At 45.2% G+C, this 17,662-nt stretch carries 13 protein-coding genes; 3 read left to right on the forward strand and 10 right to left on the reverse strand.

The window, feature by feature from the left end; all coding sequences use genetic code 11:
* Window positions 1-29 precede the first annotated feature (29 nt).
* Window positions 30-1,334: an IS4 family transposase gene (locus I6L24_RS10425; RefSeq protein ID WP_004729329.1), complete on the reverse strand. Its 1,305-nt coding sequence runs from the start codon at window positions 1,332-1,334 to the stop codon at window positions 30-32.
* 149 nt (window positions 1,335-1,483) lie between these two features.
* Here I6L24_RS10425 and I6L24_RS10430 point away from each other — a divergent pair, with 149 nt between their 5' ends.
* The 3 genes from I6L24_RS10430 to I6L24_RS10440 all read left to right on the forward strand — a co-directional run bounded on the left by I6L24_RS10430 (window position 1,484) and on the right by I6L24_RS10440 (window position 3,729).
* Window positions 1,484-2,083: an IMPACT family protein gene (locus I6L24_RS10430; protein WP_005263092.1), complete on the forward strand. Its 600-nt coding sequence runs from the start codon at window positions 1,484-1,486 to the stop codon at window positions 2,081-2,083.
* Window positions 2,076-2,693 carry an acyltransferase gene (locus tag I6L24_RS10435; protein WP_005263090.1) on the forward strand — a complete coding sequence of 206 codons (618 nt, stop codon included), beginning with the start codon at window positions 2,076-2,078 and terminating at the stop codon, window positions 2,691-2,693. Before I6L24_RS10430 ends, I6L24_RS10435 begins: the two co-directional genes overlap by 8 nt.
* 193 nt (window positions 2,694-2,886) lie before the next feature.
* Complete coding sequence (locus I6L24_RS10440; RefSeq protein WP_004279943.1) at window positions 2,887-3,729, forward strand: universal stress protein; 843 nt, start codon at window positions 2,887-2,889, stop codon at window positions 3,727-3,729.
* A gap of 168 nt (window positions 3,730-3,897) precedes the next feature.
* Here the strand turns inward: I6L24_RS10440 and I6L24_RS10445 are convergent, their stop codons facing one another.
* The 9 genes from I6L24_RS10445 to dnaE all read right to left on the reverse strand — a co-directional run bounded on the left by I6L24_RS10445 (window position 3,898) and on the right by dnaE (window position 17,512).
* The gene (locus tag I6L24_RS10445; RefSeq protein ID WP_004729865.1) at window positions 3,898-4,563 is read right to left on the reverse strand and encodes an O-methyltransferase; all 666 of its coding nucleotides are present in this window, start codon (window positions 4,561-4,563) and stop codon (window positions 3,898-3,900) included.
* Window positions 4,564-4,695: 132 nt separating this feature from the next.
* The gene (locus I6L24_RS10450; protein WP_216985962.1) at window positions 4,696-5,415 is read right to left on the reverse strand and encodes a D-Ala-D-Ala carboxypeptidase family metallohydrolase; all 720 of its coding nucleotides are present in this window, start codon (window positions 5,413-5,415) and stop codon (window positions 4,696-4,698) included.
* A 137-nt stretch (window positions 5,416-5,552) separates the two neighbouring features.
* The gene (fdxA, locus tag I6L24_RS10455; RefSeq protein ID WP_004279936.1) at window positions 5,553-5,876 is read right to left on the reverse strand and encodes a ferredoxin FdxA; all 324 of its coding nucleotides are present in this window, start codon (window positions 5,874-5,876) and stop codon (window positions 5,553-5,555) included.
* Window positions 5,877-6,080: 204 nt separating this feature from the next.
* Window positions 6,081-8,714, reverse strand: a complete 2,634-nt coding sequence (gene mutS / locus I6L24_RS10460) for a DNA mismatch repair protein MutS (protein WP_005251491.1) — start codon at window positions 8,712-8,714, stop codon at window positions 6,081-6,083.
* Window positions 8,715-9,049: 335 nt separating this feature from the next.
* Window positions 9,050-11,056 carry an esterase/lipase family protein gene (locus tag I6L24_RS10465; protein WP_034436086.1) on the reverse strand — a complete coding sequence of 669 codons (2,007 nt, stop codon included), beginning with the start codon at window positions 11,054-11,056 and terminating at the stop codon, window positions 9,050-9,052.
* Window positions 11,057-11,176: 120 nt separating this feature from the next.
* Complete coding sequence (locus tag I6L24_RS10470; RefSeq protein ID WP_005263089.1) at window positions 11,177-12,127, reverse strand: ABUW_2363 family tetratricopeptide repeat lipoprotein; 951 nt, start codon at window positions 12,125-12,127, stop codon at window positions 11,177-11,179.
* A gap of 117 nt (window positions 12,128-12,244) precedes the next feature.
* Window positions 12,245-13,078: a serine O-acetyltransferase gene (gene cysE, locus I6L24_RS10475; protein ID WP_228127940.1), complete on the reverse strand. Its 834-nt coding sequence runs from the start codon at window positions 13,076-13,078 to the stop codon at window positions 12,245-12,247.
* Window positions 13,054-13,902, reverse strand: a complete 849-nt coding sequence (locus I6L24_RS10480) for an RNA methyltransferase (protein ID WP_005263088.1) — start codon at window positions 13,900-13,902, stop codon at window positions 13,054-13,056. Before I6L24_RS10480 ends, cysE begins: the two co-directional genes overlap by 25 nt.
* 37 nt (window positions 13,903-13,939) lie before the next feature.
* Complete coding sequence (gene dnaE / locus I6L24_RS10485) at window positions 13,940-17,512, reverse strand: DNA polymerase III subunit alpha (protein ID WP_005263087.1); 3,573 nt, start codon at window positions 17,510-17,512, stop codon at window positions 13,940-13,942.
* Between the last annotated feature and the right edge of the window lie 150 nt (window positions 17,513-17,662).

Genomic DNA, 17,662 nt, shown 5'->3' on the forward strand with positions numbered 1-17,662 from the left:
AGGCCTCTCCGTGGAGTAATGCCAGTCAGTTAAGAAATTGACTGGCATTTTCTTGGGTATTTCTGTGGTTTTCCTTTCACAACTCGTGGGCAACTTCTAACCCTCCTCTCAGGCAACACATACCTCTTAGATTTCTCCAGTAAACTTTCTAGATGTTTGGGTAAATTCCCTGCGGAGTCTAAAGAGTCAAATCTTAATATATTCAGGATACCGATAGATGCAATATGAAAGCTGATTCTCAAAGGACTGACTTTTGCTCGTTGAGCCATATGTTTCATTTGTCTTCTTAGAATATTATAGGCAATGAAGACCCCCCATAATTCTTGATAAATTAAATCAGGTTGCTTGCTCCTCAAATGCTTGCCTTCCTGTAAATCACTTTTGATTTCTCGGTAACACATTTCTATTTCCCAGCGCTGGGCATAAAGCTTCGCCAAGCCTATCAGTGGATATGCCTTTGAATCCATTAATGAAGTGATATAACGTCTAATTTTCCCTGCCTGCTCAACTTCAATCAAACGCGCTTCCCAATATTCTCCTAATGATGGATTTAGCTTCCTGGCTCTAGCTGAAAGAGGCATTTTGATTTGAAAGTCATGCGGGGAATTACGTTTAATGATCTCATAGCGTAAATTATCTTTTGCTCTCATTAACCAATGACTGGCTTCTACTCGTGTTTGCCAGTCAATCAAGAAATCAGCAGAGAAATAGGCTCGATCAAACAAGGTAATACTATGCGATGGAGGACATAATCGATTTGCCAGTGTAAGTTCACCCTGATCCATGCTACCTATTTGGGCATCAATGATTTCATGGGTGCTGGTATTTACCAGGCAGGTTGCTCTCACTTGTGGATAAGGGGCTGCAGCGGTTTTACCCTTAGATGAGCCAAAGTGTTCAAAATTCTCGTCTGTATAAGGCATAGACCAAACCACCCCGTCAACAGCACATACACTAAGGCCATGAAAGTTTGAGTATTGCTGTTGGGATTCTTCAAACCAGGCTTGGCTGAGTAGAGAAAACAAGGTATTCAAGGGCTCTCGTCCTAAACGTTGTCGTGCTTGCACTGCTGCACTGGGGACACAATATTCTGTTGTACCAAACACAAGTTTTAGTTGCTCTACGACATACCCGATCGGTTGATCTCGAAATAGGGCAAGCCCAATTACCAGCCATACCACATGTTCGGCAGGTAATTTTCTTCTCCTGATAGAAGCCTTACCTGTTTGATGTAGGCTTTCTTTAATCCAGTTTAAATCAATGAGTTCACTGAAATGGCTGAGTGAAGGCAAAGAATGTTGAAGGGTGCAATCTAAATTTTCAGATAAAGTCATAAAAAAAATGAGCGTATTGGCATACACTCATTTTTACTACATTTTTCTAATGTCTGCTTAACTGACTGGCATTATCTCCGTGGAGAGGCTTTTTATTTGTCTGTGCAAAGCGGGTATACTGCAGCAGTGAGAGTTTAAAGCCTGAAGTTATGCCATTTACCATTGCCAGCCTGGTCAGTTTTGAGGAAGACATCAAAAAAAGCCGCTTTCAGGCCTTTGCCACACCTGTTGAAAATGAGCAGGACGTCAAAGATTTTCTGGAGGCTTATCGCGATCCAAGTACCACCCATCAATGCTGGGCCTGGAAAATTGGCCATCAGGTACGCTTTAATGATGATGGTGAACCTTCAGGTACTGCAGGACGCCCGATTCTGGCAACCATTGAAGGCAATGAGCTGACCAATGTGCTGGTGCTGGTCAATCGCTGGTATGGCGGGATCAAGCTGGGAACAGGGGGCTTGGTACGTGCCTATGGCGGCTGTGCTGGACAATGTTTGTTGTTAGCAGAAAAAATTGAACTGATTGAAAAGAAAAAGGTGCAATTTTCCTGTCAATTCAATGAGTGGGCCATCTTTCAATATGAGTTGAACCAGCAACAGATTGACTATCAGGAAGAATATACAGCTGAAGGAGTACAGGTCAGAGCCTTATTTCAGTTACATCAAATTCAACCTTTTGCCCTAAAAATTCAAGATGTGACCCGTGGCCGGGAACAGCTCAAAATCATAGAAGAAGCGACAGATGACTGACGTAGATCCATTACTGAAATATCGTGAGCAGCATAAACATCGCCTGAATTATATGCCTTGGCTGTACTGGTCCTTAAAGCCTAAAAATCGCGGTTGGGCAGAAGCGTGGCAAAAGGACTATCAGGCTTATCTGATGGAGATGGAAACCGTCGAGATTGGTGAAAACTGTTTTATTTCACCTCTTGCACATATTTTCGCGGAGCCGGGACGCAAAATCATTATTGGTGATAATACCTTTATTGCCGCAGATTGCACCTTGCATGGCCCTCTGGACATTGGTAATGAAGTGGCGATTAATCATCACTGTATTCTGGATGGCGGTCGGGTGGGGATTAAACTGCATGATCAGGTGCGTATCGCCGCTTATTGTCATCTTTATGCCTTTGATCATGGCATGGATTTGGAGCAGCCGATTTATCAGCAGCCAGTACGTTCGCAAGGCATCGAGATTGGTCGGGATGTGTGGCTCGGTGCGCATGTCGGTATCAAGGACGGAATTAAAATCGCAGATCAGGCCGTGGTGGGAATGAACAGTATGGTGACCAAGGATGTCGAGAAGCGTGCGATTGTCGCCGGTAATCCGGCCCAATTCATTCGCTATCGTGAATAAGCTTTTGGAAGTCAAGTGCTTGATGCAACAGCCTGACTCAGCAGATGGTTCGATATATTGATCTATATTTGTTCACATAAAAGTTAACATATTTCAAGTCAAGCCTTACAGATTTCGCTGCACATTTTTGAATGCTTATGCTAAGTTAAAAATAACTAAGAAATTTTTATCATAAATAGAAGAGAGGCTAAACATGAAACGTGTCATCGCCTGCATCGACTCATCACCATGTATAAACGCGCTGGCTGACGCGGCGGCATGGATTGCCAAACAGACTGGCCGTGAACTGGTCCTGTTACAGGTTTTGGATTATTACCCGGCCAGTTATCATCTGGGGGAAATCAGCGGAGTGATTGGCTTTGAAAGTAATGCCATGTTACTGAAAGAACTGGCTGAGCTTGAACAAAAACAAAGTGAAATTGCGCTGGATTATAGCAATAACCTGCTGCAACACATTTCCGAGCGGATTCTGGCAGAACACGGTATTCAAACCACACATATTCAGGAAAAGGGTGATTTTCTGGAGCAAAGCTTCCAGATCCTGCAGCCTGATGATATCGCGGTGATTGGATTGCTTGGTGAACGCTCGGCTGAAAAAAACAAACCGATCGGTACCAATGTGGAAAATTTTATTCGTGGGGCCAATTGTACCGTGATGACGGTCGGAGAACAGTTTAAGCCGCCGACACGATTTATTTTCGCCTATGAATATTCACCGACCTGTATCAAGATGATGAAACGGATTGCGGAAAGTGATCTGCTGCGCTTATTGCAATGCCATTTGTTATATATCGGTGATCATGCTGAGATTCTGAATGAGCCTTTGCAATATTTAAATCAGGCTGGTTTAGATGTGGTGCCACAATACCGCTATGGCGATGTCGCAGAAAATATTTTGACCTATCAGCAGGAACTCGGAATTCAGCTGATCGTGTTGGGTGCATTTAGTCACAGTAAAATTCACCAGTTCTTTTTGGGCAGTATTGCGACCACGATTTTCCGGAATTCAAAAGTGCCTTTACTGGTTGCGAAGTGAGAATTGCATATAATAGCCAAGCGCGAAGTCTAATCGTAAATTGTTACAGCTTGATTTAAAAATGACCAGAGTTATCCTCATATATTGTGGATAACTCTGTGGTTAATATTTATAAGTTAATGTTATTTATGGTAAATATGTCATTGGGTGATTTTTGTTCTTCTTGTTTTATTTCACAATCGCGAGTGCAAAACCATCATGTCCTTTGCTGCCAACCGTTTGTAAAGCAGTGCATGACAAGATACGTGGATGATTTTGAAGCGCTTTAAACATGTCACGAATGCCTTCAATACTTGGTTTATTATTGTCCGGGTTAATGATTTCGCCAGCACGAATCACATTGTCCAGAAAAATAAGTGTACCTGAGTGCGACAGGTTTAAACTGAGTTCCAGATATTCCGGATAACTCTGTTTGTCTGCATCAATAAAGATGAAATCGAAAGCTTCCGTATCTTCAGGCAGGGCTTTAAGCACATCTGCTGCACGGCCGCATTTCAGTTCGACGGTCTGTTTAAGCTGCGCGCGATCAATATTTTCCTGACCCATTGCCGCATGGGTATCACGTCCTTCAATCGTCAGGATATAGCCATCATCAGGCAAGGCACGTGCCAGCCACATGGTGCTATATGCTGCAAATGTGCCGAGTTCCAGTACACGTTTACACTGGTTCATCTGGATTAGCATCTGCAACAACATGCCTTGATTTGGTGCTACAGCCAGATGATCAGGAAAACCGTGCGCTGCGGTATTCTCAAGAGTTTGATTCAGAATGGGGTCTTCAGGAATTAAATGTGAATCAATGTAGTGATCAATGTCTGTCCACATTTGTTGCATAGTCTTAGCACCTCGATTGCGATGCGTGCATTTTAAACTTTTCGCGGCAGAGCGCAATTTATTGTTCTATAGGTGCTGATTTTTTAGGCTCTAAAAAGTCCTGGATGAACTTTGTAGAGCGGTTGTCATGACTTAGTAATTACACATCGAAGAATTACGGCCTAAATTCGGTCCCCAAGTACGATAACCTTGGGTATCGATGTGGATTTGGCCAGAAGCATACATGCCGAGTCCCATATTTAGGCTTTGACCATGCTGGACCCAGAACTGACACAATTTGAACTTGGTATTTTCAATATAGCTATAATCTTGTGCCTGAGGATATTCAGGCCCAATCCGGAAATCGATCGCAGAGTTGTAAAGATGGCGTGAAGAATTGGCACCACCGGCACACTGGTTCAAAGGCAGGTCACGATAGACTGATGTGACTTCAAAATCAGTCAGTACATTGGCTGCAACCAGATATTTAAAGACTTTTAAAGTTGGGATCTGATTGGCCCATAATTCACGGCTTGGAATCATGTATTGGGAACGGCCACACTTGGCCCAATCACGTGCAGTACGCATCAATTCGAAACTCGGAATGATATTGCCAACCCCATGACGTTCCAGAAAAACCTCATATTCACGCACGCGTGACAAATTATCCAGTGCCGATACCCAGTGGGTATACACATAAGGCACAGTTTTTGGGTGGGCTTTACGATCGTATTGAACACGTTCTTGTGGAATGTAAATCCGTTTTCCAGCAGGTGTGGTGGCCTGTCCAGGTTGTTTTGTGGTCGTGGTACAGCCCACAAAAACAAGAGGAATTATACAAAGACTCAATAATCCCTTTAACAAGTTCTTCATTTATAGAAATCAGATATTTACAAAATAGCGCTATTTTAGACTAAATATAGGGAGAAATTTGGAGAATATTGCAATGAAATGTGTGCGTTGAGTATAAAAAAGATCAGCATTTGCTGATCTTTTAAAGTTTAAACTAATTACTTTTCAAGGTATTGTAATTTGTCTGCTTTGCCATTCCATTCTTCACGGTCTGCTGGCTGGTCACCAATTTGTGTGATATTTGGCCATTTTTGTGACAGGTCAGCATTCAGTTCAATAAAGACTTCCTGACCTTCTGGTAATTCGTCTTCAGAGAAAATTGCATTTGCCGGGCATTCAGGTTCGCATAACGCACAGTCGATACATTCGTCCGGGTTAATCACAAGGAAGTTAGGACCTTCATAGAAACAGTCTACAGGGCAAACTTCAACACAGTCTTGATATTTACATTTAATACAATTTTCAGTGACAACGAAGGTCATGGCGACAGCTACCTAAAAAATATGGTTCTAATTACGAATGCTGTATTTTAGGCAAAAACAGGGGGAACTAACAATTCCTTTTATTGATATTTGTTATATATAGGGCTGTTAAATTTGAAAAAAGGTCGCATACCGATGAATTACAGCATTCATCGGTATGTTCAGGACATCGACCCTATGCCAGATGAGGTCTAGGACCGAGAATTAACTTGGCTGTTTGATCAGGTCTTTGAGCGCATATAACTGCTGCAAGGCTTCACGCGGAGTTAAACTATCTACATCAATATCTTCGAGTAAGTCCAGTGCAGGCGATTCTTTTTCAATTTCGATGATACGTTCTATAGGCTCCATAACTTCAGGCATTGCAAACAGATCATGCTGCGGGCTCAGTGGCTTGGCCTGATGCTGTTTTTCCAGAATCTTTAAGCGGTTTTGCGCTTCTTTAATCACCGCAGCCGGAATGCCTGCCAATTTCGCGACTTGCAAGCCATGACTTTGACTGGCCGGGCCATGTTGCACCTTATGCAATAAAATCAGATTACCATTCAGCTCTTTGGCCGTGACATGGTAGTTATTAATGCCACTTTCCTTATCCAGTTCAGTCAGTTCGAAATAATGGGTAGCAAATAGACATAAACATTGAATGCGTTTGGTCAGATCCAGCACACAGGCCCAAGCCAAAGACAAGCCATCATAGGTACTGGTTCCACGGCCAACTTCATCCATGAGTACCAAAGACTGGCTGGTGGCATGATGCAGGATTTGCGAGGTTTCGGTCATTTCCACCATAAAGGTTGATTTGCCGGTCGATAAATCATCGGCAGAACCAATACGGGTAAAGACACGGTCAACCGGACCTAAAGTTGCAGCTTGCGCTGGAACATAGGCACCACAATAAGCCAGCAACACGATCAATGCAGTCTGGCGCATAAAGGTGGATTTACCACCCATGTTGGGGCCGGTAATGATGGCCATGCGATGGGAAAAATCCAGTCGCGTATCGTTCGGAGTAAAGGCCGATTTACTGAGGGCTTCTACCACTGGATGTCGTCCAGCAGTGATACTTACACCGATTTCAGGGCTAAATTTTGGACGCGACCAGTTGCGTAAACGCGCCTGATGGGCAAAATTAGCAATCAGATCAATCTGGGCAATGGCGCTGCTCATCATCTGTAAACTGCCGATATCCTGACGCAGTTCATCCAGCAGCATTTCAAACAGCATTTTTTCACGGGCCAAGGCACGCGATTCGCTAGATAAGACTTTGTCTTCAAATGCTTTCAGTTCAGGCGTGATGTAGCGTTCGGCATTTTTCAGGGTTTGCCTGCGGATATAATGCTCGGGTGCCTGTTCGGCTTGTGCTCGGGTTAACTCAATATAATAGCCACTAACACGGTTATAGCCGATTTTCAGTCCCGGAATGCCGCTTTGTTCACGCTCTTTGATTTCCAGATCAATCAGGAACTGGCTGGCATGATCACGAATCTGACGCAGTTCATCCAGTTCACTGTCAAAACCTTCTGCAATGACATTACCATCACGCAGCAGGACGGGTGGATTTTCTACAATGGCTGACATCAGGCGTTGATGCAAACCATGGAAGTCGCCGAGTTCTTCATTGAGCTGCACCAAGAGCGTGGACTGTTGCTGACTCACAATCGGTTGCAGGGCATGACGTAAAAATGGAATTTGCGCACAGGCCTGACGCAGTTGTACCAGATCACGTGGGCGGGCACTGCCAAGCGCAATACGGCTCAGCACGCGTTCAATATCGCTAATCTCTTTAAGCACCAGACGTACAGGTGCTTCGTGGAAACCTTGCAGCAAGGCTTGAATGGCATCCAGGCGCTCATCCAGCAGCGCGGTATCGCGTAAAGGTTGCATCAGGGTGCGACTGAGCAAGCGTCCACCCATAGCAGTCTGACAGTCATTGATCAGTTGAAATAAGGATGTCCCATGTTCAAATAAAGGCTCAATCAGTTCAAGATTACGGCGTGTCACCGGATCCAAAGCAATAAAATCTGAACTTTGTTCTAGCTGAATCGTGCGGATATGCGGTAACGCAGTTTTCTGGGTTTCTTTTGCATAGTGAATCAGTGCCGCAGCCGCTGCTTTAGCCAAAGGTAAATGATCAATGCCGAAACCTGAAAGCGTGCTGACAGCAAACTGGTCGCATAAGGTTTTTTGCGCATTGTTCAGGTTGAAGTCGACATCGGGACGTTTGGTGACCGAGATATCCAGTTGCTGTTTGAGTTGTTCGGTCAATGTCGGATCAGTGATACTTTCATCCAGCAGAATTTCGCTTGGCATCAAACGCGCCAGTTCAATCATGAGCTGGTTAAGATCATAATCCTGCTGCTGGACTTTAAATAGGCCGGCGCTGAGATCAAGAAGTGCAATGCCGATCTGATTCTGCTGAATACATAAAGCCACCAGATTCGAGCTCTGATGTGCACCGAGCATGGCATCATCGGTCAGTGTGCCCGGCGTAATAATTCGAACTACACCACGCTCAACCGGTCCTTTGCCAGTAACCTCGCCGATCTGCTCGCAGATCACCACGGTTTCGCCTTTTTTGACCAGACGTGCCAGATAGCCCTCGGCTGCATGATAAGGCACGCCCGCCATAGGAATTGGCTGACCATTGGCTTTACCACGATGGGTCAGGGTAATGCCTAAAATCTTGGCTGCCTTGTGTGCATCTTCAAAGAACAGTTCATAAAAATCACCCATACGATAAAACATCAAAGAATGCGGATGCTGCATTTTCACCGACATGTATTGCTGCATCATGGGCGTTAAGGTAGAAAGATCAGCCATAATTTCTGAACTGGTCATTAAAAATAAATCCTTTCAACAAGAGATAAATGCAAATACTGCTCAATAGGCTATGCAGGAAAATTTAAAGCACATTTTCAATCAGGCCAATCCAACATGGTTGAGCACAGGAGATCGAAAATGTGAAATGAATCTGCTGATTCAATTCAGCTTTAAAGCTGTATTGCAGCAAGTCTATCAAATTTAATTTTTAGAAAGAAATGAAATTCCAGATGAATCTTTAAGTCAGCGCTCAGATCTGTCGCTATGGCTTCTTATTCAGCATTATTTGCAATTTTAAAAAATAAACCACCGGATGCGAACATGCGGTGGCAAGTCTCAATCAAGACGATAGTTTATTCCGGATCATAAAGACCAAGATCGGTCAGATGTAATCTGAGAATCCGGCGTAATTCCAGTACGGCTTCAGGCGTTTCCTGAATCGAGTGGCCACCCTTAATGACTTTGCTAGATACAGCACCATTTAGGTAAGCACTCTCATATGAAACGATATCATCGCTCATGAGCTTGGTGTCTTGCGTATCTACGGTATTGCCGATAATCGAGTGAAATTTGATATCTTTAGAAGGCTGAATATCCTGGGTCAACGCCGTGAATTTTGAATTTTCACTCAGATCGCTTGGGCCATTTTGAATCAGGTCATGCCCCAGTTCTTTGACAAACTCGTTTAACCCGATCTGGCCTTGCAGGGTATCGGCAAAGGCACCCAAAAATGCACCCGGTATACGGATAATTTTACGGGCCAGTTTGGTATGCCAGCGGTCGGCATATTCTGTCCCACGATGTGGTGTCGCTAAGAAAATGGCCCGAGTGAAATTTGGAATAGGCCGCATTTGCAGGCGTGCTTTAAAGAGCGGGTTATCCTTAAATTGTGCAATGCGGGTATTTTGTACCAGCTTGAATGCATCTTGGGTAATATCGGCCTGACTGACCATTAAACGGGCAATCACACCTCCCATGCTATGTCCGACCAGTACCGCATCTTTTTTGGCTGGTGCATTGTTCGCGACCTGGGCAAAGCCTTGCTGAACCAGTGCATTAATTTGAAAACGGCTTTCCAGAATCGGCATATTAGTAGAATAAAATACCTGCCAGACCTGGAAATTTTCTCTTAATACCGGATCACCCATAATGTCGTTGGTCAGACGAATCCAGGCTTCAGGACTACTGGCCAGGCCATGAATCAATACCAGCACTTTCTTGTCCGGATTATAAGGTTCCAGCATGTACAGGTGCGGCATGCTCAGACTGTCTTCGCGATTAATCAGCGTCAGATAGGCTAAACGCCCCAGATTGTTCTCGGCCAGCCATAAACCGTAAGGTGCGGAAAAGTTGGCGGCTAGCGCATATTCTTTCGAAGCTACTTTGATCTTTTCATGTTTATAAGGGTCATACAGTTTCAGGTGAAACTCCGAAGTAGATAAAATCTGTTCAGTCGAATTCGCGGATTTTGGTACAGCAGTAATGGTGGTCGCCAGATAGCGTGCTGAATGAATGTTAGGATTTTTACCATTTGGATAGTTGTGCTTGAGCGGATCGACAATATATTTTTTATCCTGCTCGGTTTGCTGTGCTTCAGGTAAAACCACTAAAAATTCTGAACCAAAACCATCACGGCGGGTGATGGAACGTAGGCCGGAAAAGTTCATGTTATAGGTAGACATCAGCTGTTCAATGGTCTGGTTTTTCAGCTGCGGAAAATTTTCCAGATCAATGGTGTATACACTGTCACCGACCTGAATGCGCTGGCCGGACTGTTTGGCTTCATAACGTTCAGCATAGCGTTGAATCAGATGAGCAATTGCCAGGTTATAAAAGTCACGAATCTGGACCTGGCGGTTATCAAAAATACGCTCTTGCGGCGCACGCTCGGTTTTAAATAGATAGGCATAGCTATAACGAATGCTTTTATCCAGCATAGTGAGCTGCTGATCCAGACATTTCTGGATGTTCTGCTTGTGTTGTTGCTGTTTTTCCGGTGATCGGGTTTTGTTTAAAATTCCGGTGTTACATTCAGCAGACTTGGCATTTTGTAAGGAGTTGGCTAGATATAATTCACTTGCTGTAGAAAGCAATTGTTCATCTAAAATCTGGGGAATACTTTTCAGATCTTCCACACATTCTTCGGGCTGATCAATACAGATCTGAGCTTCAAGACCTGTCATGGACAACACATTCAGACTGGCTTCGCTAAGCTTGTCGCGGGTCAAGATACTGTCACGCTCATTGTTCAGCGTGACATTAATCGCCTGTTCCTTAACACTGACCACCTGACAGCCGCTGAGTATGCTGGTGATGAGTAAAGTGCACAGCATTAATCTTTTATTTATTTTTTCGTGCATAAAACTTTTCACTGAATTCAAGTTATAAAGCGGGATAATGTTTTGTATTTTACTAATTTTTTCCCATAAAAATAGACCGCCGTAGCAGTCTATTTGTAATCAAATTGAAGCGAATCTTGATTATGGGGTCACCGGTGCTGTTGCTGGGTCTGTAGCCGGAGCAGGTGTTGAGCTTTGCAGAATTTGCCAAACATTCCAGCGGCCATTTTTCTCAATTTCCTGAATCAGGCGGTCAGCCACTTCAGCTTCTTGCGGATATTTCACCTTATAGTTCGCCAAGGTTTGAGTGGCATTTTTCTTCTGTTCCAATGCAATATAGTTATTGGCTGCAGAAAGATAAGCCTCCTGAACGCCAGCTTTCATGGCTTTGTCCAGATAAGCGATGGCTTCACGTTGACCACCGCCTTCAGACAGACCAAAACCAAACCAGAAGTTGACCTCAGGATCTTCTGGATTAATTTTGAGAATACGCTGGGCATAGGTCAGGGAATTGGTGGTATAAACTGAACCCAGATCCAGGTTACGTGCCATCACGCTGGCTTTAAAAGCACGCATCAACACATCAAAAGAGGCATTTGGACGGGCCGCTAAAGTATCCAGTTGTCGGGTGACTTCACGCAATTTGGCTTCAAAACCACGGCGTTCCTGACGATCGCTGAAACGTGGTGGATAATGACGTGCCTTACCTTCGACCATTTGCAGGAAATCGTCAATTTCGGTGATATCGATTTCATTTGAATTGGCAAGTGCTGCATAACGCATTGCACGTGTATTGCTATCTACCACTGGAATAATCAGTTTATTCACATCCAGGGTCAGTTGCTTGGATGGATCATTAGGATCCGTCACCACCATCTTGGTTACAGGCTGCGCTGCAGCTTTTTTCAAATGCACTTCAAATTCAGGCGGTTCATTATAATTGAATGGATTTAAAGCATAAAATGGTGGGCTCAGTTCAGGCTCTACAAAAACCACTTGGTCCACAGGTTTCTCAGCAGATTTCTGAGGAGTGGTGGAACACGCAGTAATTGTGAATGCTAAGCAAGCAAGTGCCAAGGGCTTAAAGGTCATAATAGTCATCCATTCTGTTATTTTTAAAACATCTATTCAAAAATTGCATGATCGTCAGTCTATGAAAAGTATAACGATCATGCAAGTAAACCCGTGTTACAGAGTGAAGTGTGATATTCAGGCTTTGGATTGGCTGGTTTGCGCTTCACATTCACGGCGCGCTTCTTCCAGAATCTCCAACTCTTTTTTGCTCAAAGGCTGGCCATCCTGTTGCTGCTTGTTAAAGGTCGGATCTAACAAAGAAAGACGATTGCACAAGTTGTTCATGCGTTTTTCATTTTGCTGAATGCGATCCAGCAGAATCCGCATACCTTCTAAAATCGGATCAGACTGGTCTTCAGTCGCGGCATAGGGCTGGAAACCGATACTTTCGGCATAGTCACGACGACGGGCTTCAGCATCATCTTTGGGTTTGTCTTTAGTGATAAAACGTGCCGGGTTGCCCACCGCTGTGGCGTTCTCAGGAACCGCTTTGGTGACGACCGCATTAGAACCGACTTTGGCATTTTTACCCACGGTAAATGGCCCTAGAATCTTGGCACCAGCACCGACCACCACGCCATCTTCTAGGGTCGGATGACGTTTACCCTTATTCCAGGTCGTTCCGCCCAAAGTCACGCCGTGATAAAGCGTCACGTCATCGCCAATTTCAGCAGTTTCGCCAATGACCACACCCATACCGTGATCGATAAAGAAACGGCGGCCAATTTTTGCGCCGGGATGAATTTCAATGCCGGTGGCAAAGCGGCTAAACGAAGACAACGCACGCGCAGTTCCTTTACAGTCTTTATTCCATAGCTCATGTGCCATGCGATGCATGATCAGCGCATGAATGCCAGGGTAAGTGGTTAAGACTTCTAAGGTATTGCGTGCTGCAGGATCGCGCGCAAAGACAGCTTGTATATCTTCTTTGAGCTGTTTTAGCATTAGATTTGATCCTCGTCCTGTGATGATGTGTGTGAAGATTTTTTCCAGGTACCGTTGTTCAATGCCTGAACACGGCTGAAAATACCACGAAGTAAGTGATATTCCATACGATCTAATTGTATACGTCCAAAGAGGCGACGCAAGCGTAAAGGCAATAATCTTGGATTTTTTGGATCCATAAATTCAATTTCTGCCAGCATTTTTTCCAAATGCGGATAGAATTGTTCCATCTGGGCATGGTTGACCAAGGGTTCATCCCATTCCATTTCAATGCCATCAATGACTTGCATGGTCGCTTTAGCATCACGTGGCTGTTCAATTTGACTCATCGTCGCCATGCGCATCTCATAGCAGATCACCTGAATCGCCTGAGCTACATTCAGTACGCCATAATCAGTATTCACAGGAATAGTCAGGTGATAGTTGGCCATCGCCAGTTCTTCATTGGTCAGACCACGGTCTTCACGGCCAAATAAAATCGCAACTTCCTGCTGCTCTTGAACAACAGCGGTCATGGCTTTTTCTGCGGCAGGACGCACATCTAACAGCGGCCAGGGAATGGTACGGCTGCGTGCGCTGGTACCGAATACAATCTGACAGTCTTTAATGGCATCTTCCAGGCTTTCTACAATCTCGATCTGCTCGATCAGGTCAGTTGCACCCGCAGCCAGCGCATCAATATCCGGATGCGGATAGGTTTTCGGTGCCACCAGAACCAGTTTGGACAGGCCCATGGTTTTCATGGCACGTAAGGCACTGCCGATATTGGCAGGTAAAGTGGTATTGACCATGACAATACGCACATGGGAGAGATGTGCTGAAACAGCAGCATTGTCAATTTGACTCATGAGGATTCCAATTTTAAGGTGTTTTAAAGATCAGGATTTATGAATATTGCGGTTGGGATTCAGCCTGATACATTTCCAGTGCATCATCCATGCTCATGCCTGCAGGCGGCGGAGGAATATCCACCGGCTTGGCCTGTTCATAGAACACGGCTTTGGCAGCTTTGGACTTGACCTGGTATTCAATATGCAAGGCTTCTTTACCAAAATAATCACGCAATTTGGCTAGGAGCTCATCCAGTGGGGCGACTTTCCAGTTGAGACCCAGATGCAGTTCAGTCGTGGCATACGGATAGTCCAGATATAGAATCACCGGAATATGTGCGGACATATCGACATTGCAATAAGGAGTCAGAATTTGCTGCAGGTCACGGCTCAAGCTCTTACTGAAATGCTCGGCTGTGAGGGTGATCTTGATGCTATTGGCACGTTTCTGGCGAATTTCATTCAGGCTAAATGCCTTGGTGAGGCGTCCCATCGGACGGTCAAAGCCTTCACGCTCATAGATTTCGCCTTCAATCACCACCACTTTATCGAGCTGGATAATCTCTTTAAAGCGGTTGAAGCGTTCGTGATTGGCTGAAATCTCAATCCGTGCCGTACCATCATCTAGGGTCATCATCATCCGGTTCGGGAAGTTGGCAATATCTACCACCAGTCCTGCAAACACGGTGGTTACACCACGGCGGGTCGGCGTTAGCTCATTGATCTGACTAGGCACAAAGGCTTTCAGCTCATTGCGATACACATCAATCGGGTGGCCGGTCAGATACAGACCAAGTGTGTCTTTCTCACCTTTCAGGCGAACTTCATCCGCCCAAGGTTTGACGGGTTTAGATGGCTTGCGCTGAACTTCTTCCACTTCGCCAAACAAGTCCATGATGCCGGTTTCACGGTTGGAACGTGCCTGTTCCGCAGCTTGAACCGCTTCAGGCAGTTGCGCCATCAGGTCGGCACGATCAATGCCTAAGCAATCCAGTGCACCTGAGCGAATCAGTGCTTCCAGGGTGCGCTTATTGATTTTTTTCAGGTCAATACGATGACAGAAATCAAATAAGTCACGGAATGGACCTTCTTGCGCACGTGAGTCAATCACCGATTGCATCGCCGCTTCACCGACGCCTTTGATTGCCCCCAGACCATAGACAATAGTTTGCTCATCAGTGGCATGGAATTGATACAGCGACATATTCACTGACGGCGGCAAAACTTCCAGATTATTCTTGCGACAGTCATCAATCAGAAATACCACGTTGTCGGTGTTCTGCATCTCCGAGGTCAATACCGCAGACAGGAATTCCGCCGGATAATGCGCTTTTAGCCATGCAGTTTGGTAAGCAACCAAAGCATAGGCAGCCGCATGCGATTTGTTAAAACCATAGCCGGCGAACTTTTCCATATAGTCGAAGATATGGTTGGCGGTAGCTTCATCAATGTCTTTTTTCGATGCACCTTCAATAAAGATCTGGCGCTGTTTGACCATCTCTTCCGGTTTTTTCTTACCCATGGCCCGACGTAACAAGTCCGCGCCACCGAGGGTATAGCCAGCACAGTATTGTGCAGCCTGCATGACCTGTTCCTGATACACCATAATCCCGTAGGTGGGTTCTAGTACGCCTTCAAGTAATGGATGCAAATATTCAAAATCACCACCATGCATCCGGTGAATAAAGTCAGGAATCAGATCCATCGGGCCTGGACGGTACAGCGACACGAAAGCAATAATTTCTTCAAACTTGCTCGGGCGTGCCTCTTTCAGCATCTTTTTCATGCCCACGGATTCAAACTGGAATACCGCGGTGGTGTTAGCATTGGCAAAGACCAGATATGCGTCTTTATCCTCAAGCGGGATATAGGCAATATCTAAAGGTTTATCCGCTTTGATGCGTTTATTAATATTTTTAACCGCATCTTCAATCACCGTCAGGTTACGCAAACCCAAGAAGTCAAACTTCACCAGACCTGCAGATTCGACATCGTCTTTATCGAACTGTGCCACGCGTCCGGTACCATCGGCATCACACATGACCGCAGAGAAATCGGTAATTTTGGTTGGCGAGATCACCACACCACCGGCGTGTTTACCGGTGTTTCGGGTAATACCTTCCAGTTTCAGTGCCATTTCCCAGATTTCGGCTGCATCGTCATGGTCTGGATTGGATGGATTGGTGACGATATCTTTAAGCTGGGGTTCAGCTTCTAGTGACTCAAGCAGGCTTAGACCTAAAGGCTTGGTCGGAATCATTTTCGAGATACGATCCGCCAAGCCATAAGATTTACCCAAAACGCGCGCAACATCACGAATCGCACCTTTGGCCGCCATAGTGCCGAATGTTGCAATCTGGGAGACCGCATCACGGCCATAGGTACGTGCTACATAGTCAATCACGCGGTCACGGCCTGCGATACAGAAATCGACGTCGAAGTCGGGCATCGAAACACGTTCCGGGTTCAGGAAACGTTCGAACAGCAGTTCATAACGCAGCGGGTCAAGATCGGTAATTTTTAAGCTATAGGCGACCAGTGAGCCTGCACCCGAACCACGGCCCGGACCTACCGGGACGCCGTTACTTTTCGACCACTGAATGAAGTCCATCACGATCAGGAAGTAGCCGGGAAATCCCATCGAGTTAATGATATTAATCTCGTATTCGATTCGCTCATCATAAGGCTTGCGAATCTCTGGCCAGTCTTCATCACGTTGTTCAGGCGGATACAGGAAATTCAGACGTTCTTCCAGACCTTCTTTGGACAAGTGTGCAAAGAAAGTATCAATGGTATGACCTTCAGGAATCGGATAATCCGGCAGAAAGTATTGACCCAGTCGCAATGTGACATTACAGCGTTTGGCAATGTGGTAGGTGTTCTCAATCGCAGAGGGAATATCCGAGAACAGCGCCGTCATTTCTTCAGCAGATTTGAAATATTGTTCAGGTGAATAGGTTTTAGGGCGGCGATTATCACCGAGCACGTAACCATCGGCAATACATACCCGCGCTTCATGCGCTTCATAATCGTCACGGGTCATGAAGTGCACATCATTATGTGCAACCACACCGATATTGTATTTTTTTGCCAGCTTCACGGCTTCCAGAATGAAGTTGTCTTCATCCGGACGATTGGTGCGGGTCAGGGCAAGATAAACACGATTGCCAAATTTTTCGACCCATTCTTCTAGCAGCGGTTCCGCTTTTTGCGGATTTGAACTCATCAGCATTTTGCCGACATCGGAATGCATGCCGAGCAGGGCAATCATGTCCTCAGACTGATTTAAAATCCATTGTTTTTGAACGCAGGGGATATCCAGTTGCTGACCACTGATAAAGCCTTCAGATACCAGTTCAGTCAGGTTGCGCCAGCCGGTATTGGTCATGGCCAATAAGGTCATGCGATGTTCGGCATCATTCAGGCGAATTTCGGAACCCAGAATCGGCTTGATTCCTTTGCCCAAACATTTGCCATAGAACTTGACGGCAGCATGCAGGTTAGAAAGATCCGTGAGCGCAAGGGCAGGCATCTGTTCTTTTTCGGCAGCTTTGACCAGGTCAGGTATCCGTACGATGGATTCAGTAATCGAAAATTCTGTATGAATACCAAGATGAACAAAGTGCATAGATGAGTCCCTGCTAAAACCATTGAATAGTTTAACATGGGATTTATTGTTTCAGTTTGAAAATGAGGGGAAATGGCTAACTTTTAGGTCAAGTTTGAATTTGATTTTTTAAGCTGATTATTTAGTTAGTTGTTAGAAGATATTTTCTTT

It is taken from the genome of Acinetobacter lwoffii (assembly GCF_019048525.1).
Lineage (GTDB): Bacteria > Pseudomonadota > Gammaproteobacteria > Pseudomonadales > Moraxellaceae > Acinetobacter > Acinetobacter lwoffii_K.